This is a genomic window from Kocuria rhizosphaerae (assembly GCF_044462265.1).
Taxonomy (GTDB): domain Bacteria; phylum Actinomycetota; class Actinomycetes; order Actinomycetales; family Micrococcaceae; genus Kocuria; species Kocuria rhizosphaerae.
The window spans coordinates 1-25151 of the sequence record NZ_JBISWL010000082.1; the positions used below are offsets into that span (position 1 = coordinate 1).

The following is a 25151-nucleotide window of genomic DNA, read 5'->3' on the forward strand; positions in this document are numbered from 1 at the left end:
CTCGGCGGAGGGCTTCTCCTGGGCGGGGGCCTCCTGCGGCGAGCCGGAGCCGATGACGGCCAGGACCTGCCCGACCTCGGCGTCCTCGTCCTCCTGCACCCGGATCTCCAGCAGGGTCCCGGCCACCGGGGAGGGGACCTCGGTGTCGACCTTGTCGGTGGAGACCTCCAGCAGCGGCTCGTCGACGGCGACCTCGTCGCCGACCTGCTTGAGCCACCGGGTCACGGTGCCCTCGGTCACGGACTCACCGAGCGCCGGCAGGGTGATCTCGGTGCCCTCGCCGCTCTGCTGGGCCTCGGCCTCCGGGGCCTGCTCGGCGGACTTCTCGGGGGCCTCCTGCTCGGCGGCCTCGTCCGTGGCCTCCGGGGTGGCGGACTCCGTGGCCGCGTCCTCGGCCTGCCCGGCCGAGGAGTCCTCGGCGGAGGCGGATCCGGAACCGTCACCGATGACGACCAGCGGCGCGCCGACCTCGACGTCCTCGTCCTCCGCGACGAGGATCTCCTCGATGACACCGGCCACGGGAGAGGGGATCTCGGTGTCGACCTTGTCGGTGGAGACCTCGACCAGGGGCTCGTCGACGGCGACCTCGTCGCCGACCTGCTTGAGCCACCGGGTCACGGTGCCCTCGGTCACGGATTCGCCCAGTGCGGGCAGGTTTACGGTTTCTGACATGGTCCGACCGTCTCTCTCTCGGTGCCTTCGATGATGCCTTCGTGGGGGCGGTCCGGGCGCCGGGCCCGGTGCCGGGGTGCTGGGGGAGGCCCCGCCCCCGGGGGCGGGGCCTCGGCGCGGTCAGCCGTGCAGCGGCATGCCCGCGAGGGCCATGGCGGCCTCGCCGATGGCCTCGTTCTGGGTGGGGTGGGCGTGGATGAACGCCGCGACGTCCTCGGGGTACGCCTCCCAGTTCACGATGAGCTGGCCCTCGCCGATCTGCTCGCTGATCCGCTTGCCGATGCCGTGGAAGCCGACGATGGGCCCGTCCTTCTGGCGGACGAGCTTGATGATGCCGCCCGTTCCGAGGATCGAGCTCTTTCCGTTGCCGGCCAGGTTGTACTCGGCGACCTCGACGTTGTCCGCGCCGAACTTCTCCTTCGCCTGCGGCTCGTTGTAGCCCACGGAGGCGATCTCGGGCTCGGTGAACGTGACCTTGGGGATGTTGACGTCCTCGACGACCGGCGGGTTGAGGCCGGCGATCTCCTCGGCCACGAACCGGCCCTGCTGGTAGCCGCGGTGGGCGAGCTGCGGACCGGGCACGATGTCGCCGATCGCGTAGATGCTGCCCACGCCGGTGTGCAGGCGCTCGTTCGGGGTGACGAACCCGCGGTCCATGGGGATGCCCTGCTCCTCGTAGCCGAGGTCCGCGGTGTTCGGGCCGCGCCCGACCGCGACGAGCACGATGTCGGCCTCGAAGACCTTGCCGTCGGCGAGGGTGACCTTCGCCCCGTCGTCGTCCTGCTCGACCTTCTCGAAGAACGTGCCGAGGTTGGACTTGATGCCGCGCTTCTTGAACTCCCGCTCGAGGGTCTTGACGATCGACGGGTCCTCGTTGGCGACCAGGTGCGGCAGGCCCTCGATGATCGTGACGTCCACGCCGAAGGACTTCCACATGGAGGCGAACTCGCAGCCGATCACGCCGCCGCCCAGCACGATCGCGCTCTGGGGCACGAAGTCGATCTCCAGGGCCTCGGTCGAGGTCATGACCCGGCCGCCGATCTCCACGCCGAGGGTCTTGGAGACGGAGCCGGAGGCCAGGACGATGTGCTTGCCGGTGTAGCTCGTGCCGTCGACGTCGACGGTGTTCTGGCCGGTCAGCCTGCCGAGCCCGTCGAGGACCGTGATCTTGCGCATCTTCATCAGTCCCGTGAGGCCCTTGAACTTCCCGGCGACGATCTTGTCCTTGTAGTCGCGCACGGCGGCCATGTCGATGGACTCCAGCGTGGTGTGCACCCCGTACTTGGCGCTCTCCCGGGCGTCCTCGGCCAGCTCGGCGGAGTGCAGGTAGGCCTTGGTCGGGATGCAGCCCCAGTGCAGGCAGGTGCCTCCGAGCTTGCTCTTCTCGACCAGTGCCACGGTGAAACCGAGCTGGACGGCGCGCAGCGCGGCGGCGTAGCCGGCGCTCCCTCCGCCGAGGACGATGATGTCGAATTCGTTGTCGGCCACGTGTTGGCTCCCTTGCGCGTTGACGTCGTTCCGGGTGGGGCGCACCCGTGCGGTGACGGGTCCGTTTCGTTCATACCTTAGCCCCACCGCGGAGGGGTGTCGCGGGGTCTCAGCCGCGCCCGGCGGCGGCGTCCTCCAGCAGCCGGACCAGGGTGCGGACCCCCGCCCCCGTGCCCTCGGCCGGGGTGTAGCCGTAGGGGGAACCCTCGTTGAAGGAGGGGCCCGCGATGTCCACGTGGGCCCAGGGCACGCGGGAGCCGTCCGCCGCGCCCACGAACTCGCGCAGGAACAGCCCGGCCACGAGCATCCCGCCGTGCTTGTCGCCGATGTTCTTCAGGTCCGCGACCTTCGAGTCGAGGGAGGGCCGCAGGTGATCGGGAAGCGGCATCGGCCACCCGGCCTCGCCGGCGGCGCGCGCCGCGTCCGCGACGGCGCCGCGCACGGCGTCGTCGCCCATGATCCCGAACGTGCGCGTCCCCAGGGCCGCGAGCTGGGCCCCCGTGAGGGTGGCGATGTCGACGACGGCGTCGGGGCGCTCCTCGCACGCCGCCACGAGGCCGTCGGCGAGCACCAGGCGTCCTTCGGCGTCGGTGTTGAGCACCTCGACGGTGCGGCCTCCGCGGATCGTGATCACGTCGCCGGGGCGGGTGGCCGTGGACGAGGGCAGGTTCTCGGCCAGGCACAGCCAGCCGGTGACCCGCACGGGAAGGCGGAGCTCGGCGGCGACGAGGACGGTGGCCAGCACCGCCGCGGCGCCGGCCATGTCCGACTTCATGGTCATCATCGAGGCCGGCGGCTTCAGGGAGAGCCCGCCCGAGTCGAACGTGATGCCCTTGCCCACGTAGGCGTAGTGCTTGCCGGCCCGCGCGGGCGCGTACTCGAGCTTCACCAGGCGGGGTCCGTGCACGGAGCCCTGGCCCACGCCCAGCAGCCCGCCGTAGCCGCCCCGGGCGAGCTCCTTCTCGGCGAGCACGGTCACCGACACCTTGGTGCCCCGGGCGGCCTGGCGGGCGTATTCCGCCACGGTCTCCGGGTAGATCACATTGGGGGAGAGGTCCACCAGCGTACGAGCGGCCCGCACCCCGCGGCCCAGGGCCGCGGCCCGGTCGAGGCACCGGCCCAGGGCGGCGCGCGGCACGTCCGGTGCGTGCACGACGGCGGAGGCGAGCGGCTCCTTCACCGAGCCGGCGGTCTCGGCCCGCTGGTGCGAGAACGCGAACGCGCCCAGGGCGGCGCCCTCGGCGACGGCCGCGGCGTCCTGCTCGGAGCCGGCGGGCAGGGCCAGCACCGCGGACTCCGTCCCGGCGAGCCGGCGCACGGCCGCGCCGGCGGCCCGTCGCAGCGCCTCGGCGCGCTCGTCCGGGTCCTCGGGCAGCGTGCCGACGCCGGTGAGCGCCACCACGGTGAACGGCAGCCCGGACGGTGCGGGGAGCAGGGTGACCTCGTCGGCCCCGCCGCCGACCCGGAGGGCCTTGGCGGCCTCGACGACGGCGGTGAGCTTGCGCCGGTCGGCGCCGGGCAGGAGGACGCGGCCGTCCCCGTCGGTGCCCTTCTCGACCCCGAGCACGAGCGCGTGCGCGGGGGTGCGGCTGAGGGACTTGTGGGTGGCGGTGAGCTCGATGCCTCGGGGCTCGAGCAGATCCTGCACGTCGGGCATGGATCGTCCTTTCGCTGCGGTCGGGGCCGGCGGAGCCGGGCGGGCCGAGCGGCTCCGTTCCGGCCCGCCGGCGGGCGTCCCGTCGATCCTATCCCCGGGCGCCGGTGCGTCCGCCGCGACGGCCGACACGACCGCAGGAACCGGGGGGACGGCCGGGCGGGGGGCCCGGCGGGGAATAATGCGGGCCGCGCGGACGGTTGACATGGTCCGGGGCTGTGAGCGCCGGCGTGGTCCGGCGGCCTCGCGGCGGACGCCCGACCCGTACCGACCGACACCCAGGAGGAAGAGCTGTGCTGGACCCCACCTCGCTGTACCTGAGCAACCCCGCTCTCCTCGAGGACGCCAGGGTTCGCGGCCTGCCGATGATCGTCGCGCTGTCCGGCTACGCGGAGGCGGGGCACGTGGCGGTGCAGATCGAGCACGCCATCACGGAGGCGCTGCCGCACGAGGTCGTGGCCCGCTTCGACCTGGACCAGCTCTACGACTACCGTGCGCGCCGTCCGCACGTGCGCTTCGTCGAGGACCACTTCGAGCAGTTCCAGAGCCCCGAGCTCTCCCTGCGGCTGGTCACGGACGCCCTCGGCCGCAGCTTCGCGCTGCTCACCGGGCCCGAGCCGGACCTGCAGTGGAACCGGTTCGCGGAGGCCGTCGTGGGCCTGGCCAAGCGGATGGACGTCTCGCTCGTGGCCATCGTCTCCGGGATCCCGATGCCCGTCCCGCACACCCGCCCGTTCCTCGTCACCGTGCACGGCAGCCGGGCCGACCTGCTGGAGACCCGGCACGCGTGGAAGCCGGTGGTCGAGATGAGCTCCTCCGCCGCGCAGCTCCTGGAGATCCGGCTCTCCGAGGCCGGCATCGACAACATCGGCTTCACGGTCCACGTGCCGCAGTACCTCGCCGAGGCGCACCTGCCCCACGCCGCCGTGGCGGCACTGGAGCACATCGGCGCCGTCACCTCCCTGACCCTGCCCTCGGACCAGCTCCGCGAGGCGGCCCGCGAGGTCGAGCGGCAGATCGACCAGCAGGTGGGGGCCTCCCCGGAGGTCCAGGCGGTCGTGGCCGGGCTGGAACAGCGCTACGATGACGTCGTCGACGCCTCGGCTCCCCGTTCCCTGCTGGTCGGGGACGAGTCCGAGCTCCCCGACGCCGACGAGATCGGCGCCGCGGCCGAGGCCTTCCTCGCCGCCCAGGAGGACGAGCAGGACTGAGCCCGCCCGGAGCGGCGCGTCCCGGCTCCGCCCTGGACGGCGCCGCCGCCCCGGGCCACCGGGCCCGTCCACCGAGAGCGAACTGCATGCGCCCGAACCGGTCCCGGCCCCGTCAGCCCGGCAAGGACTCCCTCCGGGCCCACGTGGTCTTCGCGATCGGCACCTTCGCCTACTTCAGCGCCGTGGCGCAGCGCACCAGCTTCGGCGTCGCCTCCGTGGACGCCGCCGAGCGCTTCGGCACCGCCGCGTCCGCACTGTCGATGTTCTCGCTCATGCAGGTCCTCGTCTACGCGGGCCTGCAGGTCCCGGTGGGCGTGCTCGTCGACCGGTTCGGCTCCCGGGTGATGGTCGCCGCGGGCGCGGGCCTGATGACCGTGGGCCAGCTCCAGCTCGCCCTGGCCGACTCCGTGGCCGAGGGCGTAGTCGCCCGGGTGCTCGTGGGTGCGGGGGACGCGGCGACGTTCGTGTGCGTCATGCGCCTGATCCCGGCCTGGTTCTCGGCCCTGCGGGTCCCGCCGCTCACCCAGTTCCTGGGCGTGGTGGGCAACCTCGGCCAGCTCCTGTCCGTCATCCCGTTCGCGTGGCTGCTCGACCTCGGCGGGTGGACCAGCTCGTTCACCGCCCTGGCGGCCGTCGCCCTGCTCGCCGCCGTGCTCTCGACGGCGCTGCTGCGCAACGCCCCGCCGGGCGTGGACGTGCTGAACCGGGAGCTGAGCCTGCGGCGCACCGGTCAGGTGCTCCGCGAGAGCGTCGCCGAGCCGGGGACGCGGCTGGGGTTCTGGGTCCACTTCACCGCGCAGTTCGCCGGGAACACCTTCGTCCTGATGTGGGGGTACCCCTACCTGGCGTACGCCCAGGGACTGGACGACCGGGCGATCTCCGTGGTCATGACCTCGTTCGTGCTGACCAATCTGGCCGTGGGTCTCATCCTGGGCGGGCTGACGGCACGCCGGCCGCAGCACCGGGTGCGGCTGTCGCTGAGCGTGACCGCCGTGATCTTCACGGCCTGGGCCGTGCTCCTGGTCTGGCCGGGGGAGGCTCCCTCGGCGGTCGTGCTCGGCGCCGTCTGCGTCATCGCCGTGAGCATGCCCGCGTCGATGATCGCCTTCGACATCGCCCGCAGCTTCAACCCGCCGCAGCGTACGGGCACGGCCACCGGCATCGTCAACGTGGGCGGGTTCGCCGCGACCGTGCTGGCCATCTTCCTCACGGGTCTCGTCCTGGACCTCCTGGCGGCGGCCGGCTTCCGGGAGGAGCTCTACGCCCCCGACTCCTTCCGTTTCGCGGTCGCGGCGCAGTTCCTGGTCGCGGCCGCGGGGACCGTCGGGGTGCTCCTGACCGCCCGTCGCGTCCGCCGGGAGCACGGGTCGGGCGCCGCCTGACCCTCCCCGTCCGTCCTGCACAGGCGCCCGCACCACGGCGGGACCCGGCTACCGTCCCCAGGGCCCCGCGTCGCCCGTCGGAGCGGTGTCGCGCACCGACACCCTGGACGCATGCGAGACCACACCGCCGGAGACCTCTTCCTCCCCGTCGTGCGGCGTGCCGCCGACCTGCTCGCCGTGGTGCCGCACACCCTGGGCTACTGGCCCGCCGACTCCCTCGTCCTGCTCGGCGCGGGCGGCGGGCAGGCCGGAGCCTGTGTGCGCGTGGACCTGCCCGGCGAGGCCTGCGACGACCCGGGCGCCGAGGCCTTCGCCGCCGAGCTGGCGGACCTCGTGCGCGCCGACGAGTTCAGCGACCGCGTGTTCGTCGTCGTGTACGCGTCAGAGGCCGTGGCCGGGCGCGACGGCCTGCCACCCGCAGCCGGGCACGCCCTGGCGCTCGCGGAGCACGCGGCGGAGCGCGCCGACCGAGAGGTGGCCGGGAGCTGGGTCGTGGCCGGGGACCGGTGGTGGGCGGCCGGCAGTCCCACCGGTGCGCGGCACGTGGCCGAGATCCTGGACAGCGCCGTCAACGCCGCGCTCGTCGCCGGGGGCAGCTCCTACGCCACCGCGCCGCGGCTCGCCATGGACCACGAGTACGGCGCCCTCCCCGCCGGAACCGAGCGGGGCGTGGCGGCGGCCGCGGTCCGGTGGGCGCGCGCCGGGAGGGGTACTTGGCACCGGCTCGAGCGGCTCGCGGGAGCGCTCGCCGTGTGGGACGACGTGCTCCGTGCGGTGGAGCGCGCCGTGGACCGGTGGCAGCCCGTCGTGCTGGCACTCGACGACGACCTGCTGGGCTTCCTGGCCGCCGGGCTCGAGGACCCCGTGCTCGCGGATCTTCTGCTGGCCGCGTGCGCCACCGGGGACTCCGACGGTGTCCTCGCCGCGGCGGTCCTGTGGGCGGAGCTGTGCGAGGAGGACCTGGAGGAGGAGCTGGGCGCGGTCCACGGCGGACGGGCGCCCGGGACCGGGGCCGTCCCGGACGGGCCGTCCCTCGCCCCGGCGCCCCCGTGGCTCCCGCCGGTGCCGCGGCGGAAGGGGAAGGGCCCCCGCGGGCGGGGGACCGGGGCCGGCCGGCCGGCGCTTCCGGAACCGGACGCCGAGCGGCTGGCGCTGTTCTTCCGCGTGCTCGACGGGAAGTCGGAGGAGGCTCCGTGCTGGGCCCGGCTGGACGCGCTGTACCGCGTGCTGCTGGCGCTGAGCTGGCTGCTGGAGCCCGCCGGCGGTCCTCCGCACGGAGGTGGAGCGCGGCCGCACGCCGGCGTCGCGGCGGCCGTGCTCGTACAGCTGGCCCAGCTCAACCGCTTCCGGGCGCGCGGGTCGCACACCGCCCACTTCGTCCGCCGGGCCACGGCCCTCGTGCCCGGCCATCCGACCGCGCTGCGCGTGCTGCGGCTCGCGGAGGCCCGGCCCGTGCCCGACTGGGCCCGCCGACGGAGCACCGCCTGGCACGCCTGAGGCGCTTCCGAGAGCTTTTTCGGGAAAGGGGCCTGAACGGGAACAAAACCTGCGCCGCACTGGTTCCGGCTGTCAGGACCCTTCAAGCCCACCGCGCCGGACGACGCCCGGAGCACGGACTTGACAGGGTCATAGGCGTGTTGCCCGGAGGGCGGCCGCCGTGACCGTTCAACGAAAGGCTCTTCAGTGTCACCTGCCGCCAGCAAGAAGACGACGGACACCGCCACCGAGGCTCCGGCCGCCGGGGACGCTCGGTCGCTGTCCGGGACCACGGGCTCGTCGCCGCGGCCGAAGAGCGCCGCCGCGAAGTCGACCGCGGTGAAGAAGTCCGTGGCCGCCAAGAAGACGACGGCCGCCAAGTCGACGGCCGCGAAGCCCACCGCTGCGCGGTCCGCAGCCGCGAAGCCGGCCGCCGGCGGGGAGGGGGCCGGGGCCGCGCAGGAGGCGGCTCCCGCCGCCCCGAGGAGCAGGGGCGGGAAGAAGTCCCCGGCCGCGCAGAAGAAATCCGCGCAGGTCGCGGGCACCGAGCCCGACGAGGAGGTCCAGGACACGGACGACGTGGACGTCGAACCCGATCTGACCGACGAGACCGCGGTCGTCGATCCTGACGTGGTCGACGAGCCGGTCGCCGAGGACGAGACGGAGACCGAGACCGAGGACGAGGACGGGCCGGCGCCCGAGGAGGCCGCCGTCGCCGCGCCGAAGGACGAGAAGAGGTCCGGCTTCGTCATCACCGCCAACGACGACGACGACGCGCCGGCGCAGCAGGTCGTCTCCGCCGGCGCGACCGCCGATCCGGTCAAGGACTACCTCAAGCAGATCGGCAAGGTCGCGCTGCTGAACGCCGAGCAGGAGGTGGACCTCGCGCTGCGGATCGAGGCCGGACTGTACGCCGAGCACAAGCTGGCCGAGGAGCGGGACAGCCTGGACCCGCAGACGCGCAAGGAGCTGCGCTGGGTGATCCACGACGGCAAGCGCGCCAAGAACCACCTCCTCGAGGCCAACCTGCGCCTGGTCGTCTCGCTGGCCAAGCGCTACACCGGTCGCGGCATGCTGTTCCTGGACCTCATCCAGGAGGGCAACCTGGGCCTCATCCGCGCGGTCGAGAAGTTCGACTACACCAAGGGGTTCAAGTTCTCCACCTATGCCACGTGGTGGATCCGCCAGGCCATCACGCGCGCGATGGCGGACCAGGCCCGCACCATCCGCATCCCGGTGCACATGGTCGAGGTGATCAACAAGCTCGCGCGCGTCCAGCGCCAGATGCTGCAGGACCTCGGTCGCGAGCCCACGCCGGAGGAGCTGGCGAACGAGCTCGACATGACCCCGGAGAAGGTCGTCGAGGTGCAGAAGTACGGACGTGAGCCGATCTCCCTGCACACCCCCCTCGGCGAGGACGGCGACTCGGAGTTCGGGGACCTCATCGAGGACTCGGAGGCCGTCGTGCCCGCGGACGCGGTGAGCTTCACGCTCCTCCAGGAGCAGCTGCACTCGGTGCTCGACACGCTCTCCGAGCGCGAGGCCGGGGTCGTGGCGATGCGCTTCGGACTGACCGACGGCCAGCCCAAGACCCTCGACGAGATCGGCAAGGTCTACGGTGTCACGCGCGAGCGGATCCGGCAGATAGAGTCCAAGACCATGTCGAAGCTGCGCCACCCGTCCCGTTCGCAGGTGCTGCGCGACTACCTCGACTGACTCCGCTGCGTCGACCGACTCCGCGGAGCACGCTCCGGTGGCCCCGGACATCCTCCGGGGCCGCCGCGGCACGGTGCGGGGACCGGCGGCGGTGGGCGGAAGGCCGGGGACGGTCGGGCCACCGCACCTGCAGGAGGGCCCCCGACACCTGGTGTCGGGGGCCCTCCTGCAGGTGCGTTCGTCCCGTGGGAAGCCGGCTCAGGAGCCGATGCGCTCGGTCTCGTCCTGCCAGGTGGCCGCGAGGGGACGCAGCTTCTCCTCGTTCTTGCGGGCGTGGTGGGCGCAGAACAGCAGTTCGCCCCCCGTGGACTCGAGGATCACCCGGACGTAGGCCTGGGCGCCGCACGCGTCGCAACGGTCGGTCGCATTGAGTTCTCGGCTTTCCAACGTGGCGTTCACGGGATCCTCCTCCTGTGTCGTACTCGATGCACGGGGCGCGGGGTCTCCCGTACGGCTGCCCGGGGTCTCGCTGACGCATCGGGGTACTTCTCCATACAACCACGGGGGTCCGACAACCAATTCCTGAAGATCCCCCATTTCGCCCCGGGCGTAGGCGGCGGCGGGCGCCGGCCCGATCTCCTCCTGTCCCCCCGTCGGACTACAGTGGTGAGGAATCCCGACGTCCTCCAGGAGCCGTATCCCCGTGACACCGTCCCGTTCAGAGTACAACGCCCGGCACCTCTCCGTCCTCGAAGGGCTCGAGGCCGTCCGGAAACGGCCGGGAATGTACATCGGCTCCACGGACTCCCGGGGTCTCATGCACTGCCTGTGGGAGATCATCGACAACTCCGTGGACGAGGCGCTCGCCGGCTTCGGACACCAGATCACGGTGATCCTGCACGCGGACGGCTCCGTGGAGGTCCACGACGACGGCCGGGGCATCCCGATCGACCTCGAGCCGCGCACGGGGCTGACGGGGGTGGAGGTCGTCTTCACCAAGCTCCACGCCGGTGGAAAGTTCGGGGGCGGCTCCTACAGCGCCTCCGGGGGCCTGCACGGTGTCGGCGCCTCCGTGGTCAACGCGCTCTCCGCGCGGCTGGACGTCCAGGTGGACCGCGGCGGGAAGACCTACCAGATGTCGTTCCGCCACGGGGAGCCCGGCCGGTTCCGGGACCAGGGCCGGCCGTCCCCCCACGCGCCCTTCGAGCCGTTCGTGGAGGGCTCGGTGCTCGACGTCGTCGGCAAGGCCAAGCGCGGGGTGACCGGCACCCGGATCCGCTACTGGGCCGACGAGCAGATCTTCACGCCTGACGCCCGGTTCAGCTACGAGGAGCTCGCCAAGCGGGCCCGGCAGACCTCGTTCCTGATCCCCGGCCTGCGGATCACCGTGCGCGACCAGCGGGGCCTGCCCGGGACGCCGGGCGAGTTCGGCGCGCACGAGGAGGTCTTCCAGCACGACGGCGGGATCGCCGAGTTCGTGGAGTACCTCGCGGTCGACAGCTCCGTCACGGACGTCTGGCGGCTGCACGGAGAGGGACGCTTCACGGAGACCGTCCCCGTCCTCGACGAGAACGGCAGGTCGAAGCTCACCGAGGTGGACCGCACGTGCGAGGTCGACGTCGCCCTGCGCTGGGGCATCGGCTACGACACCTCCTTGCGCACGTTCGTGAACATCATCGCGACTCCCAAGGGCGGCACCCACCAGGCCGGCTTCGAGGCCGCCATGCTCAAGACCTTCCGGAAGCAGATCGAGGCCAACGCGCGCAAGCTCAAGGCCGGCAACGACAAGGTGGAGAAGGACGACGTCCTCGCCGGGCTCACGGCCGTGCTGACCGTGCGCCTGGCGGAGCCGCAGTTCGAGGGCCAGACCAAGGAGGTCCTCGGAACCCCGGCCGTCCGCCAGATCGTCAGCCGGGTGGTCGAGAAGGAGATGACCGCCAGGCTCACCGCCACGAACCGGCACGACAAGCAGCAGGCCTCCCAGCTGCTCGAGAAGGTCGTGGCGGAGATGAAGTCCAGGATCTCCGCGCGGGTCCACAAGGAGACCCAGCGCCGCAAGAACGCCCTGGAGACCTCGTCGATGCCCGCCAAGCTGGTCGAGTGCCGCTCCAACGACGTCGAGCGCTCCGAGCTGTTCATCGTGGAGGGGGACTCCGCCCTGGGCACGGCCCGTCTGGCCCGGTCCTCCAACTACCAGGCACTGCTGCCGATCCGCGGCAAGATCCTCAACGTGCAGAAGGCCTCGATCACGGACATGCTCGCCAACTCGGAGTGCGCGGCGCTGATCCAGGTGATCGGCGCCGGGTCCGGCCGGACCTTCGACCTCGACGCGGCCCGCTACGGCAAGGTGATCATGATGACCGACGCCGACGTCGACGGCGCGCACATCCGCACGCTGCTGCTCACGCTGTTCTACCGCTACATGCGCCCCCTCGTGGAGGCCGGCCGGGTCTACGCGGCCGTGCCGCCGCTGCACCGGGTGGAGATCGTCGCCCCGGGCGGGAAGAGCAACGAGACGGTCTACACGTACTCTGAGCGGCAGCTGGCGGACCTGCTCGCCCGGATCGAGGCGGAGGGCCGGCGGTACAAGGAGCCCATCCAGCGCTACAAGGGCCTGGGCGAGATGGACGCGGACCAGCTCGCGGAGACGACCATGGACGTGCGTCACCGCATGCTGCGCCGGATCCGGGTGGAGGACGCCGAGGCCGCCGAGCACGCCTTCTCCCTGCTGATGGGGTCCGAGGTCGCTCCCCGCAAGGACTTCATCATCGAGGGCGCCACGCACCTGGACCAGGAGCGCATCGACGCCTGAGACCGGGGAGCACGCCCGGGACCGGCGGAGCACGCCGCCCGCTGGTGGGGCGGCCGCTACGCTGGGCAGGGTCGACCGACCGTCCCCGAGGAAGGACCCCGCATGAGCGCCTCCCCGTTCCCCGACCGGCCCACCGGACCCGGCAGGACCGTCCCCACCACGGTCACCGTGACCGGGGCGGCGGGCCAGATCGGGTACGCGACGGTCTTCCGTGCCGCGGCGGGCGATCTCCTGGGCCCGGACACGCCGATCCGGCTGCACCTGCTCGAACTGCCCGCCGCACGCCGGGCGGCGGAGGGAACGGCCCTCGAGCTGCAGGACGGGGCGTTCCCCCTGCTCCACGGCGTGGAGGTCTTCGAGGACGCCGACGCCGCCTTCGACGGCGCGTCCGTGGGCCTGCTGATCGGCGCCCGGCCCCGCGCCCAGGGCATGGAGCGGGCCGATCTCCTCGAGGCGAACGCGGGCATCTTCTCGGTCCAGGGACGTGCCGTCAACCGCGGCGCCGCGGAGGACTTCCGCGCCGTCGTGGTCGGCAATCCCGCGAACACCAACGCGTACCTCGCCGCCTCGCACGCCCCGGACGTGCCCCGTGAGCGGTTCACCGCCCTGACCCGGCTCGACCACCACCGGGCGGTCGCCCAGCTGGCCGCCGCGGCGGATGCCCTCGTCGGCGAGGTCGACGGCGTGGCCGTGTGGGGCAACCACTCCGCGAGCCAGTACCCGGACCTCACGCACGCGACCGTCGGCGGCCGGCCGGCGCTGGAGGTCCTCGCGGAGCGCGACCTCGGCCTGGAGTGGGTGGACAGCACGTTCATCCCGCGGGTCGCGCGCCGCGGGGCCGAGATCATCGATGTGCGCGGCGGGTCGTCGGTCGCCTCGGCGGCGCACGCGGCACTGTGCCACGTGCGGGACTGGGTGCTGGGCACCCCGGGGGCCGCGTGGACGTCCATGGGCGTCCCCTCCGACGGCTCCTACGGTGTGCCCGAGGGCCTCGTCAGCTCCTTCCCCGTGACCTGCCGGGACGGCCGGGCCCGGATCGTGCCCGGGCTGGAGCTGGACCGGTTCTCCGGTTCCCGGATCGAGGCGTCGGTCCGGGAGCTGGAGGAGGAGCGGGCGGCCGTGCAGCAGCTGGGCCTGCTCGGCCCCCGCCGCTGAGGCTCACGAGTAGGCGGGGCCCACGGCCTCGATCACCTGGTCGGTGGGCACGCCGGACCCGTCCCGGCGGCCGTGCTCGGTGGGCAGGGCACGGGCCACGCCCGTGGCCGAGACGGCCTTCGCGGGACCGTGCCCGACCCAGGCGAGCGACAGCGCCGTCTCGCCCTTGAGGAAGCGGTGGGCCCGCACTCCGCCCGTCGCGCGGCCCTTGGGCGGGTACTCCGCGAACGGGGTGACCTTCACGGAGTACGGGGACATGCCGGGCAGGACCTCGTCCGCGCGGGCCACCGTCACCACGACCGGGGTGTCGTCCGCGGGGGCCACCGCGCCGAAGAACACGACGGCGTCGTCCGGGGCGAGCTTGATGCCGGCCACGCCGCCGGCGGTGCGGCCCTGCGGGCGCACCGAACCGGCGTCGAAGTGCAGGAGCTTGCCCTCCCGGGTCACGAAGACCAGTTCGTCGTCCTCCGCGGTGGACTCGGTCAGGCCCACGACCTCGTCGCCGTCCTTGAGGGTGATCACCTCCCATTCCTCGCGGTTGAGCGGGTACTCCGGGTTGACCCGCTTGACCACGCCGTTGCGGGTGCCCAGGGCGAGGACCGAGGCCAGCGGGGCCAGCCCCACGAGCCGTTCACCGCGGCCCAGCGTGAGGAAGTCCTTGACGGGCACCCCGTCGCCCAGCTTGGGCGTGCCCTCGAACGCCGTGAGCACGGGCACGTCCATCACCTGGACCCGCAGCATGCGTCCCACGGAGGTCACCGCCCCGACCTCCCCGCGCGCGGTCGCGCGCACGGCCGAGACCAGGGCGTCGTGCTTGATCCGCCGCGGGGGGTCGACCAGGGGCGCCCGGGTCGGCGTGCGCGCCAGCTGCCCCGAGGTGGACAGGAAGACCCAGCAGGGGTCGTCGGCGATCTCCAGGGAGACCCCGCCCGAGCGGCCCGGTGCGGGCGCGGCCGCCGCCGCCGGCCCCGGCAGCGCCTCGGTCTCCAGCAGCTCGGTGCGGCGGTCGTCGCCGTGGACGGCGGCGACCTCCGCGAGCTCCGCCGACACCAGCGCCCGCAGCCGGGAGTCCGAGGCCAGGGTCTCCTCCAGCTCGGCGATCTCGCGGCGCAGCTCCTCCTGCTCCTTCTCGAGCTCGATCCGGGAGTACTTGGTCAGCTGGCGCAGCCGCAGCTCGAGGATGTGGTCGGCCTGGACCCGGGTGAGGTCGTACACGGCCATGAGCCGCTCGCGCGCGACCGCGGTCTCGTCCGAGGACCGGATGATCTGGATGACCTCGTCGATGTCGACGATCGCCACGAGCAGGCCCTCGACGAGGTGGAGCCGGTCCCGCCGCTTGCCGAGACGGAAGCCGGTGCGCCGGCGGACCACCGACAGCCGGTGCTCCACGTAGACCCGCAGCAGCTCGAGCAGGCCCATGGTCCGCGGGCGCCCGTCCACGAGCGCCACGTTGTTGATCCCGAACGAGTCCTCCATGGGCGTGTACTTGTAGAGCTGCTGCAGCACCGCCTGGGGGTTGAACCCGTTCTTGACCTCGATCACCAGCCGGAGCCCGTTCTTGCGGTCGGTGAGGTCCACGACGTCGGAGACGCCCTGGAGCTTCTTCGCCTGCGCGGCCTCCTTGATCTTCTCCGTGACCTTCTCGGGGCCGACCATGTAGGGCAGCTGCGTCACGACGATGCCCTGCTTGCGGGGGGAGACCTGCTCGATCGAGACCTTGGCGCGGGTCTTGAAGGACCCCCGGCCGGTCCGGTAGGCGTCCCGGATGCCGTCGAGGCCCACGATCCGCCCGCCGGAGGGCAGGTCCGGGCCGGGCACGAACCGCATGAGGTCCTCGAGGGTGGCCTCCGGGTGCTCGACGAGGTGCCGGGCCCCCGCCACGACCTCGCGCAGGTTGTGCGGGGCCATGTTGGTGGCCATGCCGACGGCGATCCCGGAGGAGCCGTTGACCAGCAGGTTCGGGAAGGCCGCCGGCAGCACGCCCGGCTGCGAGAACTGGTTGTCGTAGTTGGGCACGAAGTCCACGACGTCCTCGTCGAGGTCGGCGGTCAGGGCCAGCGCCGCCGGCGCCATCCGGGCCTCGGTGTAGCGGGAGGCCGCGGGGCCGTCGTCGAGGGAACCGAAGTTGCCGTGCCCGTCCACGAGCGGCAGGCGCATCGCGAAGGGCTGGGCCAGGCGCACCATGGCGTCGTAGATGGCGGAGTCCCCGTGCGGGTGCAGCTTGCCCATGACCTCGCCCACCACGCGGGCGCTCTTGACGTGGCCGCGGTCCGGGCGGAGCCCCATCTGGTTCATCATGAACAGGATCCGGCGCTGGACGGGCTTGAGCCCGTCCCGGGCGTCCGGCAGGGCGCGGGAGTAGATGACGGAGTACGAGTACTCGAGGAAGCTCGTCTCCATCTCGGAGGTCACGTCGATGTCGACGATGTTCTCCCGGAAGTCGGCGGGAAGCTCGTCCTCGGCGGACGGGCGGGAGGACGCACGGCGGCGAGCCATCACAGAGGGGGGTCCTTCGGTCGTGGTCGGCCCGGCGCGGGGTCCGGCGGCGGCTGGGGACCGCCCGGGGACGCACCGGGACGCACCGTTGACGGTGCGGGTTTGTCTACTAGCCTGAAGTCTATGGTTCCAGAGACCGCGGACACGGACGTCACCAGCCGGTACCCCGAGTACTGGGAGGCGGACGTGATCCTGCGCGACGGGGCGACGGCGCACCTGCGCCCGATCTCGCCGCAGGACCGCGACGCGCTGCTGGCCTTCCACCAGGCGCAGTCCCAGGACACCATCTACCTGCGCTTCTTCTCCTACAAGCCCACGCTCTCCCCGCGCGAGCTGGACCGGTTCACGCGGGTGGACCACCGCGACCGCGTGTGCTTCGTGCTCCTGCTGGGCGACCGGATCATCGGGGTCGGCCGCTACGACCGCACCGAGGACCCGCACGACGCCGAGGTGGCGTTCATGATCTCGGACGCCCACCAGGGCCGCGGGATCGGGTCGATCCTGCTGGAGCACCTGGCCGCGGCCGCCCGGGAGAACGGGATCGACCACTTCTCCGCGGAGGTGCTGCCCGAGAACCGGAAGATGCTGCGCGTCTTCGCCGAGGCGGGCTACGAGCTGACCCGGCGCTTCGACGACGGCGTGGTGGCCGTGGGCTTCGACATCGACCCGACGGAGAGGTCGCTCGCGGTGATGGCCGCGCGGGAGCACCGTGCCGAGGCCCGCTCCGTCGCCGACCTCGTGACGCCGGGCTCGATCGCCGTCGTCGGCGCCTCGCGCGACCCCGGCCACGCCGGGCACACGGTGGTCGAGAACCTGATCTCCTCCGGCTTCCGGGGACAGCTCTACGGAGTGGGCCCCACGCCCTTCGAGCGCGAGGGCATGACCCACGCGACGTCGATCGGCGCGGTCCCGGGCGGCGTCGACCTCGCCGTCGTGGCGGTCCCGGTCGACCAGGTGGCCGGTGTCGTGGACGAGTGCGGCGCGGCGGGAGTGCGTGCCGTCGTCGTGGTCACGGGCGGGTACGCGGAGGCCGGTGCGGAGGGCCGGCGCCGGCAGACGGAGCTGGTGCGGCGGGCACGCTCCCACGGCATGCGCGTGGTCGGTCCGGCGAGCCTGGGGCTGTACAACACGGACCCCGAGGCCCGGTTCAACGCCTCGATCCTCACCACGCTGCCGCCCCGGGGACCCCTGGGGCTGTTCAGCCAGTCGGGGGCCGTCGGCATGATGCTCAACGCCACCGCGGTGCGCCACGACGTGGGCGTGTCCACCTATCTGTCGGCCGGGAACCGGGCCGACGTCTCCGGCAACGACATGATGCAGTACTGGGAGGACGACCCGGCGACCTGCGCCTGCGGGCTCTACCTGCAGTCCGTGGGCAATCCGCGGAAGTTCTCCCGCATCGCCCGGCGGCTGTCCCGGAACAAGCCCGTCATCGTGGCCAAGAGCGAGGTCACGGGCGTGCGCCTTCCCCCCGGCCACACCGGCCGCACCACGCAGGCGCCCCCCGGCGCCCTCGACGCCATGTTCCGGCAGGCGGGGGTGATCCGCGCGGACACCAACGAGCACCTCATGGACGTGGCGGGCATCCTCGCGTGCCAGCCGCTGCCCGCGGGCCCGCGCACCGCGCTCGTCTCCAACGCCCTGGCCCTCGGCCAGCTCATGGAGGACCGGTGCACGCAGCTGGGCCTCGAGATCGCCGTGACGCAGGCGGGCGTGCGGACCGCGGAGGGCGGGGACCAGGCCCTGGACGCCCTGCGCGCCGCGCTCGGGCGGGCTCTGGCCGCCGAGGCCGTCGACACCGCGGTCGTCACGCTGATGCCCGTTCCGGGGGCCACGCACCGGCAGCTGGCCGAGCTCGCCGGCCGGGCGGCCCGAGAGCACGGCAAGCCGGTCGTCGTGGTGCTGACCGGCGGCACGGAGCCCGGCCCCGTCTCCGCGGTCCGGCACTTCGGCGACGGGCTGGACGTCCCCTGCTTCGACTCCCCGGGGGCGGCCCTGCGCGCCCTGGCGAAGGTCGTGGACTACACCCGGTGGCGGGCCCAGGACCACGGTCGTCACGTCGAGCCCGCGGGCGTGGACGTCGAGGCCGCCGAGACGCTCGTCGAGGACCTCCTGCCGCTGGTGCCCGGCGACGGACTCCTCGAGCTGGACGCGGACCAGGCCCGCGAGCTGCTCGGGACCTACGGGATCGGACTGCTGCCCAGCGAGCGGTTCACCGACGCCGAGGCCGCGGCCGCGGCCGCGCACCGGCTCGGCTACCCCGTGGCCCTGAAGACCACGGACCCCAACCTGCGCCACCGGCTGGACCTCGGCGGGGTGCAGCTGAACATCCAGGACGCCGAGCAGCTGCGGACGGCGATCAGGACCATGCACCGCGCGCTCGCGCCCTTCGGCTCCTTCGACCTGGAGGTCCAGTCCATGGCGCCCACGGGCCAGGCCGTGGTGGTACGGGCCATCGAGGACCCGCTGATCGGCCCGGTGATCTCGTTCGGGATGGCCGGGGACGCCGTGAACCTGCTCGACGACTGGGCCCACCGGGTCCCGCCGCTGACGGACCAGGACGTGCGGCGCATGGTCCGGGAGCCCAAGGCCTCCCGCAAGCTGTTCGGCCTGCAGGGCGTCCCGGAGGCCGACGTCGAGCGCGTCGAGGACCTCGTCAACCGTGTCACGCTGCTCAAGGACCGGCACCCCGAGATCGCCCGCGTGGAGCTGAACCCGGTGCTGGTCTCGACGGACAGCCTGACCGTCCTCGCCGCCTCCGTCGGGATCGGCAACCCCCGGCAGCGGACGGACAGCGCACGCCGGGCCATGCGCAGCTAGACGGGCCCGGACCCCGTGGCGGACACCATAGCCGGTCGGTACACCCTCATCGACCCGATCGCGCGGGGCGGCAGCGGAGCCGTGTGGCGGGCCTGGGACCTCCGGCTGCGGCAGCTGTGCGCCGCCAAGGTGCTGCGCCAGCGGGACTCCGCGGACCTGCTGCGCTTCGCCCGGGAGCAGTCCGTGAAGCTGGAGCACCCGCACGTGCTCGCGCCGTACGGGTGGGCCGCGGAGGACGAGCACGTGGTCATCGCGATGCCTCTCGTGCACGGCGGAACGCTCGAGTCGGCACTGCTGGACAACGGGGCCGCCTCCGCGGACCTGGCGGGGGAGGTGCTGGCGCAGCTGCTCCAGGCGCTGCAGTACGTGCACGCCCAGGGCTGGGTGCACCGGGACGTGAAGCCGGGCAATCTCATGCTCGAGAGCACCGGGACCGGCCGCCCGCACACCTTCCTCTCCGACTTCGGCATCGCGGTGCGCGTCCAGGACGCCCGCCTGACGCGCACGGGCACGCTCGTGGGCACCCCCGGCTACCTGCCGCCGGAGGCCTACGGGCTCGCGGACCCCGACCCCGCCCAGGACTTCTACGCGGCGGGAATCACCGGGCTGCGGATGCTGGACCCCTCCCTCGAGCCGAAGGACGTCATGGGGCCGGCGGACGCCCGGGCCGTGGCGGGGGAGCAGGGGGACCTGGGCGAGCACCTGGCGGCCCTGCTCACCCCGGAGCCGGCACTGCGCCGCGACGCCACCGTGGCCGTGCTGCACGACCTCCTCGTGGGCGCGGCCGCGCGCCACTTCGACCCGGCCCTGACCCGCGACGGTGAGCCCTTCGAGATCTTCGACGTCCTGGAGCCCCTTCCGGAGCCGTGGGCGCGGCGACTGGCCTCGGGGTGGGACGGCTCGGAGCCGCTCGGCCCCGGCGGATCCCCCGCCGCCGGTGACCCCGGGGGCGGGGAGGGCGGGCCGGCCGGCGCGGGCCCGGACAGGGTGCGCGACGCGGACCCGGGGCCGGGCACCGTGAGCAGCGCCGGTCCGGGCCCGGACACGGAGACCGGCCCGGACACCGTCGACGTCCGTGCCCCGTCGATCCGGGAGCGGCCGGGGCCGGCCGGGACGGAGCCGGCCGGAACGGGGCCCGTGGACGCCCCGGCGGGCAGGAGACGCCCCCGGTCCGGGGGCGTGGCCGGGCTGCTGGTGGTCCTGCTCGCCCTGACCGCGCTGCTGGTGGGCTACCTGCTGCTCGGCCCGCTCGGCACGCTCGGTGAGGGGCCCAGGGCCACCACGCCACCGGTGGGGCCGACGACGACGCCGACCGGCCCGGCGCCGAGCCCGTCGGAGACGCCGGTCGTGCTGGAACAGGTCTGCGAGGACGTGGGCGGGGGAGAGCAGGAGTGCTACTTCCGGGTGCCCTGACGACCCGTGTTGGGCCGTGGTGGTGACGTGGGGGAAAATGGCCCCCATGACGTATTCAGGTGAGCGCGGCCAGCGGCTGGGCGAGGACATCAACAAGGCCGGCTTCTACCCACAGCTGGTGATCGACGTGGTCCAGGACTCCCTGGACGGCCGGTCCCCGGTCTCGCACCTCGTGCAGCTGGAGACCCACATCGACCGGACCGAGGTGCACCGCCACATCACCGTGCTCGTGCTCGCCGAGGACGTGCTCCACGTGACCCACGTGGACGACGAGGAGTTCGACGAGAGCGGCAGCGACGTCGTGGCCCGGGTGTCGACCGAGACGGTGGGGATCTCCCAGATCCGCTCGGTCACGCTCAGCTACTCGTACTACCAGCCGGCCAACTACCGTCCGGACAGTCCCATCTCGGAGGTCACGCTCGCCATCGCCTGGACGGGGACGCTGCACGTGGACCTGACCCCCGCGATGTGCGACGACCCGCAGTGCCAGGCCGACCACGGCTACACCGGCACGGCCGCGCGGGAGGACATCGTGCTGCGGATCAGCGCGGAGGCCGACGGCCCGGCCGCGGTCGAGGGCGCCCGGGAGTTCGCACGCACCCTGCGCCGGGCGAACCTCTCCCCGCTGACCGACGGCGCCCAGATCGCCCAGCCCGCGCACGGGCGCACACCGGCCCCGCGGCGCGGTGCCACCGCGACCCCGCGACCGCGCTTCACCGACCGGTTCACGGGCCGGGACGGTGGCGCCGCCCGATGACGGCGCTGCAGGAGATCCTCCCGGGGCTGCCCGGCGACCTGCCGGGGCCGCCCCGCTACGGGCGGCGATCGGTCGCCGAGGTCCTCACCTCGGCCGCGGCGTCGCTGGGCGTGCCGGGACTGCCCAACGCGCTGGGCCTCCCCGCGGCCCGCCGTGCCGTCGTGGTGCTCGTGGACGGACTGGGACGGGCGCAGCTGCGTGCCCGCGCCGGTCATGCGCCCACCCTGTCCGGCGCCAGGAACCTCGCGACCCTGGACGCGGCCTTCCCCACGACCACCGCCGCCTCGCTCGCCTCCCTGGGAACGGGGGCGGCCCCCGGGGCGCACGGACTCGTGGGCTACGACGTCCTGGACCCCGAGCGGGACGTCGTGGTCAACCAGCTGGGCGGCTGGGACGCGGCCGTCGACCCGAGGACGTGGCAGCCGTTGCCCACCGTGCTGGAGCGCGCCGCCGAGCACGTCGACGTGGTGACGGTGAGCCGGGGACGTTTCGCGGGCTCGGGCCTGACCGGTGCGGCGCTGCGGGGCGGCCGTTTCGTGGCCGCGGACGCCCCGGCCGCGCGGGTCGGCACGGCTCTGGACCAGCTCGCCGCCGGCCGGGACGCGCTGATGTACTTCTACTGGGACGAGCTCGACCGCACGGGTCACGCCCACGGCTGGGAGTCCTGGGAGTGGACGGCCCAGCTCGAGGAGCTGGACACGGCCCTGCGCCGATTCGCGGCCCAGGTGCCGGCGGGCACCACGGTGCTCGTGACCGGGGACCACGGCATGGTGGACGTCCCGCGGGCCGGGCGCGTCGACGTCGCCGAGGAGCCCGCCCTGCTCGCCGGCGTCCGGCACACGGCGGGGGAGCCGCGGGCGGTGCAGCTCCACCTGGAGCCGGACGCCACGGCCGACGACGTCCGGGCTCTCGTGACCGCGTGGCGGGACCGCTTCGGCTCCCGGGTCTGGATGTTCTCCCGGGAGGCCGCCCTCGCGGGAGGATACTTCGGTCCGCCCGAGCTGGTGCGCGAGAGCGTCCGTGACCGCATCGGCGACCTGCTGGTGGCGGCGAAGGACCCGATCGCCCTCTTCGACCTGGGCCGGCAGCGCCCGAGCGTCCTGTCGATGGTGGGGCAGCACGGATCGCTCACCCGTGCCGAGCGCGAGGTCCCGCTGCTCCGTCTGGGCTGAGCGCCGCCGGGATGCCCGGGGAGACCCGTTGTCGACGGCACCCGGAGCTCCCGGCGCCCGGGGACCGGGAGCACAGGTCGTCCGGGAACACGGCGCACCGGGGCGGGAGCGGCCCGAGGGGGTCAGCCGTTCCTGTCCTCGGCCCCCGCGTCGTCCGCAACGGCCGGGTCCGGGCCGACGGCCGCCTCCTGCTGCTCCCCGGCGTCCTGTCCCTCTTCCGGCGGCTCCTCAGTGGCCCGCTCCCCGTTGTCCGGGACCTCCTGCCTGCGCTCCGCCGGTGCGGGTTCCGGGGCCGGCGCGGGGACGACGGGCGCCGGGGCGGGCACGACCGGTGCGGGGGCGGGTACGACCGGTGCCGGGGCCGGGACGACGGGGACAGGTTCGGGGACGGGTGCCGGGACGACCGGTGCCGGTGCCGGGACGACGGGGGCCGGCTGCGGGACCGGGGCCGGTTCGGGGGCGACCGGTGCCGGTGCGGGTGCCGGCTCCTCCGACGGGCTCGGCGACGGGGTGGGCGACGGCGTGGCTGACGGCGTCGCCGTGGGTCCGGCCGTGACGGAGGGCGCGGGCACGAACTCGCCGTCCCGTCCCGCGCCGAAGAGGTCGCGCCCCACGCCGCCCAGGTAGAGAGCACCGGCACCCGCCAGCACCACGAGGACGACGGCGGCGAGCACGAGGCCGGCGACGAACCGGCCGGGGCCGGAACCCTGCGCGAGGTCCAGGGGACCCTCCGGCTCGTCGCCCACCCCGTCGTCCACCTCGTCGAGGTCCTGGGAGGCCTGCACCGGTGCCGTCGCCTCGCGGTCGTCGTCCCCGAAGAGGTCGTCCTCGATGGAATTGCCCATGTGCTGCAGCCCCTGACGTGTTCTCGTCCGTTCCGGCGGCGCGCAGGGTGGGGGAGCGCGCGGACCGGGGAGAGCGGACCCGTCCGCCCCTGTTCCGTGCACTCTAACCCGCGGGGGAGACCCGGCGCCCGAGGGCGCGCACCGGGCATTCCCCCGCGTCGGTGGCCGGCTCAGTCCGAAGAGCTGCCGAAGACGATCTCGTCCCAGCTGGGCACGGAGGACCGGTTGGAGCGGCGGGCCTTGGCCGTCCGGTTGCGCGGGCGGGGCCGGTCGGCCGTGCCGCGGTCGGCGTCCGCCGCGGCGCCGGTGTCCGTGACGGTCCCGTCGGCCGCCGCGGTGACCTCGGCGGTGGCGTCCCCGGTGGCCTCTCCGGCGTCCGCCGAGGCGTCCGTGCCGGCCGGGTCCTGGCCGGTCGCTGCGCGGCCGCCCTCACCGTTCCCGGGAGCCGGGCCCGCGGCGGCCGCCCGCAGGTCGCGCTCCGGGGCAGGGCGCGCACCGCTCCGCCCCTCGGAGGCGCCGCCGCCGGAGGGTCCGTCGTCGGTGTCCGGGGCGTCCTCGGGGCCCTGGGGTCCTGCCGCCCCGGCGGCCTCGACCGGTGCCGGTTCTTCGGGCGACGGCGTCGCCGGCTGGAACGGACGGTCGAACACGGGGGTGTCCTCGGGCGCGGCCAGTGGCCGCGGCCGCCGCTCGACGTGGCCCATGCCCCGGCCGAGCAGCTCCGCGAGGGCGTCGTCACCCTCGACGTCCGCGCCGATGCGCTGGCCGCGGCGGGCCTGGAGGACGTCCAGCAGCTCGTCGGCCTCCACATCGGACCTGCGGAGCCGGGTGAGCTCGGGGTCGAGGCCGCCGTCCAGCACGCCGAGGCCGGCGCTCAGCGGCGTGTCCTGACGCTCCGGCTCGGTCAGCGCCTCCGCCCACGTGTTCGTGGGCCGCACGCTCTGGTTGGCGGGATTGTAGAGCCACTCGGCCTGGGACACGTCGTCGACCGGGGCGGCGGCGGGGTCGGTCACCGTGAAGCGGGCGACCACCGTCCACAGCTGGTCCTCGCGCTGCCAGGAGTCCCACTCGAAGGAGGTGGCGTCCACGCCGAGGTCCTCGGCCCGGTGGGTCACGGCCCGGCCGAGGGTCAGCGGCTCGCCCTCGAAGACGGAGTGGTAGCCGCGGTGCGTGGATCGCTGTCCCAGCTCGACCTTCCGCGCCTCGGCGGCCACGTGCGCCCGTTCGGCGAGGATCGGCCACTCGTAGCGGCGGACACGGCCCGCCTCCCAGCCGCTCTCCGCGACGATGTCGTCCACGGTGGCGCCGGCCCGGAACCGCGCCTGGATCTCCCGGGGGCCGAACCGGCCCGCACCCCGCTGGCGTGCGGCCGGCATCCGGCGGGCGCGCTGGACGGCCAGCCGCAGCTCCTGATCGATCCGCAGCAGGTGGCGGGTGCCTGCCTCGTCCTCGACGACGAGGTGCTCCCCGTCGTCGTGCACACCTGCCAGGCGCAACTGCTCCATGCTGTCAATCCTCCGGGGGTGGTTCTCGGGTGCGCCCGTGGTCGTCGGGCGGGCACTGCGGGGCGGGGCCGTGCCGGGGGCCCTCGGGGCCCCATCCTACGTCCCGCGGCCCGTGCGCCGCGGGAGGCCGCCCGTGGCCCTCGGGGGACGCCACCGGCCCTGGTCTTCCGGGCGGGGCACGCGGTTGGATTTTTGCCTCCGTATGGTGAACAATCTACGCGATACACAGCCCGGTGGGCGGCAGAGGGCCGTCACGGAGCCCCCGTCCTACCCGATGGAGCGAAGACCGAACATGGCCACTGACTACGACGCGCCGCGCAAGCAGGACGACGAGCTCAAAGAGGACTCGATCGAGGAGCTGCAGACCCGCCGCAGCGACTCGCAGTCCGGCAGCGTGGACGAGGACGAGGCCGCGGCCGCGGAGAGCTTCGAGCTGCCGGGGGCCGACCTCTCCAACGAGGAGCTGTCCGTCATCGTGCTGCCGGCCCAGGAGGACGAGTTCACGTGCGGCTCGTGCTTCCTGGTGCGCCACCGTTCCCAGATCGCCGAGGAGAAGAACGGCGTCAGGTACTGCATCGAGTGCGTGGGCTGAGTCCCGCCGCCGGGGGCCCGCAGCGAGGTCCCCGGGCGAACAGGAGCC

General features: G+C 73.7%; 18 protein-coding genes. 11 read left to right on the top strand and 7 right to left on the bottom strand.

Annotation, left to right across the window (positions count from 1 at the left end; all coding sequences use genetic code 11):
- From ACH9EU_RS09635 to ACH9EU_RS09645, 3 genes are all read right to left on the bottom strand, one after another.
- Window positions 1-672: biotin/lipoyl-containing protein (locus ACH9EU_RS09635; RefSeq protein WP_396413717.1), on the bottom strand; the 672-nt coding region annotated here is incomplete at its 3' end.
- A 120-nt stretch (window positions 673-792) separates the two neighbouring features.
- Entirely contained in the window at window positions 793-2160 is a 1368-nt protein-coding gene (gene lpdA / locus ACH9EU_RS09640; RefSeq protein ID WP_396413718.1) for a dihydrolipoyl dehydrogenase, read from the bottom strand.
- A gap of 109 nt (window positions 2161-2269) precedes the next feature.
- Window positions 2270-3817: a leucyl aminopeptidase gene (locus ACH9EU_RS09645; protein WP_396413719.1), complete on the bottom strand. Its 1548-nt coding sequence runs from the start codon at window positions 3815-3817 to the stop codon at window positions 2270-2272.
- 290 nt (window positions 3818-4107) lie between these two features.
- Between ACH9EU_RS09645 and ACH9EU_RS09650 the strand changes: the two genes are divergently transcribed.
- The 4 genes from ACH9EU_RS09650 (at window position 4108) to ACH9EU_RS09665 (ending at window position 9599) form a co-directional block, all read left to right on the top strand.
- The gene (locus ACH9EU_RS09650; protein WP_396413720.1) at window positions 4108-5025 is read left to right on the top strand and encodes a proteasome assembly chaperone family protein; all 918 of its coding nucleotides are present in this window, start codon (window positions 4108-4110) and stop codon (window positions 5023-5025) included.
- 86 nt (window positions 5026-5111) lie between these two features.
- Window positions 5112-6407 carry an MFS transporter gene (locus tag ACH9EU_RS09655; protein WP_396413721.1) on the top strand — a complete coding sequence of 432 codons (1296 nt, stop codon included), beginning with the start codon at window positions 5112-5114 and terminating at the stop codon, window positions 6405-6407.
- A 111-nt stretch (window positions 6408-6518) separates the two neighbouring features.
- A complete protein-coding gene (locus tag ACH9EU_RS09660) occupies window positions 6519-7904 on the top strand; it encodes a DUF4192 family protein (RefSeq protein ID WP_396413722.1) in 1386 nt (461 codons plus the stop codon).
- A gap of 186 nt (window positions 7905-8090) precedes the next feature.
- On the top strand, window positions 8091-9599 hold the full coding sequence (locus tag ACH9EU_RS09665) for an RNA polymerase sigma factor (RefSeq protein WP_396413723.1): 1509 nt from the start codon (window positions 8091-8093) through the stop codon (window positions 9597-9599).
- 198 nt (window positions 9600-9797) lie between these two features.
- On the opposite strand, the gene ACH9EU_RS09670 is transcribed toward ACH9EU_RS09665, so the two are convergent.
- Window positions 9798-9998 carry a DUF7455 domain-containing protein gene (locus tag ACH9EU_RS09670; protein WP_058858595.1) on the bottom strand — a complete coding sequence of 67 codons (201 nt, stop codon included), beginning with the start codon at window positions 9996-9998 and terminating at the stop codon, window positions 9798-9800.
- Window positions 9999-10242: 244 nt separating this feature from the next.
- Between ACH9EU_RS09670 and ACH9EU_RS09675 the strand changes: the two genes are divergently transcribed.
- Together ACH9EU_RS09675 and ACH9EU_RS09680 are read left to right on the top strand one after the other, a co-directional pair.
- A complete protein-coding gene (locus ACH9EU_RS09675; protein ID WP_396413724.1) occupies window positions 10243-12351 on the top strand; it encodes a DNA gyrase subunit B in 2109 nt (702 codons plus the stop codon).
- A 102-nt stretch (window positions 12352-12453) separates the two neighbouring features.
- Window positions 12454-13506, top strand: a complete 1053-nt coding sequence (locus ACH9EU_RS09680; RefSeq protein ID WP_396413725.1) for a malate dehydrogenase — start codon at window positions 12454-12456, stop codon at window positions 13504-13506.
- 3 nt (window positions 13507-13509) lie between these two features.
- Here ACH9EU_RS09680 and ACH9EU_RS09685 read toward each other — a convergent pair whose 3' ends face one another.
- Window positions 13510-16002 carry a DNA topoisomerase (ATP-hydrolyzing) gene (locus tag ACH9EU_RS09685; protein ID WP_396413726.1) on the bottom strand — a complete coding sequence of 831 codons (2493 nt, stop codon included), beginning with the start codon at window positions 16000-16002 and terminating at the stop codon, window positions 13510-13512.
- A 123-nt stretch (window positions 16003-16125) separates the two neighbouring features.
- Between ACH9EU_RS09685 and ACH9EU_RS09690 the strand changes: the two genes are divergently transcribed.
- Genes ACH9EU_RS09690 through ACH9EU_RS09705 form a run of 4 tightly spaced genes read left to right on the top strand, consistent with a single transcriptional unit; the run spans window position 16126 to window position 22164 of the window.
- Window positions 16126-18822, top strand: a complete 2697-nt coding sequence (locus tag ACH9EU_RS09690) for a bifunctional acetate--CoA ligase family protein/GNAT family N-acetyltransferase (protein ID WP_396413727.1) — start codon at window positions 16126-16128, stop codon at window positions 18820-18822.
- A gap of 15 nt (window positions 18823-18837) precedes the next feature.
- Window positions 18838-20235 (top strand): protein kinase domain-containing protein, encoded by a 1398-nt coding sequence (locus tag ACH9EU_RS09695; RefSeq protein WP_396413728.1) that lies wholly within the window; start codon window positions 18838-18840, stop codon window positions 20233-20235.
- A gap of 46 nt (window positions 20236-20281) precedes the next feature.
- Window positions 20282-20992 carry a DUF5998 family protein gene (locus ACH9EU_RS09700; protein WP_396413729.1) on the top strand — a complete coding sequence of 237 codons (711 nt, stop codon included), beginning with the start codon at window positions 20282-20284 and terminating at the stop codon, window positions 20990-20992.
- Window positions 20989-22164, top strand: coding sequence for an alkaline phosphatase family protein (locus ACH9EU_RS09705; protein WP_396413730.1), 1176 nt, complete (start codon window positions 20989-20991; stop codon window positions 22162-22164). The genes ACH9EU_RS09700 and ACH9EU_RS09705 overlap by 4 nt, the downstream gene beginning before the upstream one ends.
- 122 nt (window positions 22165-22286) lie before the next feature.
- Here the strand turns inward: ACH9EU_RS09705 and ACH9EU_RS09710 are convergent, their stop codons facing one another.
- Window positions 22287-23009 (bottom strand): hypothetical protein, encoded by a 723-nt coding sequence (locus ACH9EU_RS09710; protein ID WP_396413731.1) that lies wholly within the window; start codon window positions 23007-23009, stop codon window positions 22287-22289.
- Window positions 23010-23179: 170 nt separating this feature from the next.
- Window positions 23180-24511 carry a septation protein SepH gene (gene sepH / locus ACH9EU_RS09715; RefSeq protein ID WP_396413732.1) on the bottom strand — a complete coding sequence of 444 codons (1332 nt, stop codon included), beginning with the start codon at window positions 24509-24511 and terminating at the stop codon, window positions 23180-23182.
- A 292-nt stretch (window positions 24512-24803) separates the two neighbouring features.
- Between sepH and ACH9EU_RS09720 the strand changes: the two genes are divergently transcribed.
- A complete protein-coding gene (locus ACH9EU_RS09720; protein ID WP_396413733.1) occupies window positions 24804-25103 on the top strand; it encodes a DUF4193 domain-containing protein in 300 nt (99 codons plus the stop codon).
- Window positions 25104-25151 lie beyond the last annotated feature (48 nt).

Excerpts from the sequence above, each read along its gene's own strand:
- ACH9EU_RS09645 (WP_396413719.1), bottom strand. The coding sequence starts at position 3,817 with ATGCCCGACGTGCAGGATCTGCTCGAGCCCCGAGGCATCGAGCTCACC.
- ACH9EU_RS09655 (WP_396413721.1), top strand. The coding sequence starts at position 5,112 with ATGCGCCCGAACCGGTCCCGGCCCCGTCAGCCCGGCAAGGACTCCCTC.
- ACH9EU_RS09660 (WP_396413722.1), top strand. The coding sequence starts at position 6,519 with ATGCGAGACCACACCGCCGGAGACCTCTTCCTCCCCGTCGTGCGGCGT.
- ACH9EU_RS09680 (WP_396413725.1), top strand. The coding sequence starts at position 12,454 with ATGAGCGCCTCCCCGTTCCCCGACCGGCCCACCGGACCCGGCAGGACC.
- ACH9EU_RS09685 (WP_396413726.1), bottom strand. The coding sequence starts at position 16,002 with ATGGCTCGCCGCCGTGCGTCCTCCCGCCCGTCCGCCGAGGACGAGCTT.
- ACH9EU_RS09690 (WP_396413727.1), top strand. The coding sequence starts at position 16,126 with ATGGTTCCAGAGACCGCGGACACGGACGTCACCAGCCGGTACCCCGAG.
- ACH9EU_RS09700 (WP_396413729.1), top strand. The coding sequence starts at position 20,282 with ATGACGTATTCAGGTGAGCGCGGCCAGCGGCTGGGCGAGGACATCAAC.
- ACH9EU_RS09705 (WP_396413730.1), top strand. The coding sequence starts at position 20,989 with ATGACGGCGCTGCAGGAGATCCTCCCGGGGCTGCCCGGCGACCTGCCG.
- ACH9EU_RS09710 (WP_396413731.1), bottom strand. The coding sequence starts at position 23,009 with ATGGGCAATTCCATCGAGGACGACCTCTTCGGGGACGACGACCGCGAG.
- sepH (WP_396413732.1), bottom strand. The coding sequence starts at position 24,511 with ATGGAGCAGTTGCGCCTGGCAGGTGTGCACGACGACGGGGAGCACCTC.
- ACH9EU_RS09720 (WP_396413733.1), top strand. The coding sequence starts at position 24,804 with ATGGCCACTGACTACGACGCGCCGCGCAAGCAGGACGACGAGCTCAAA.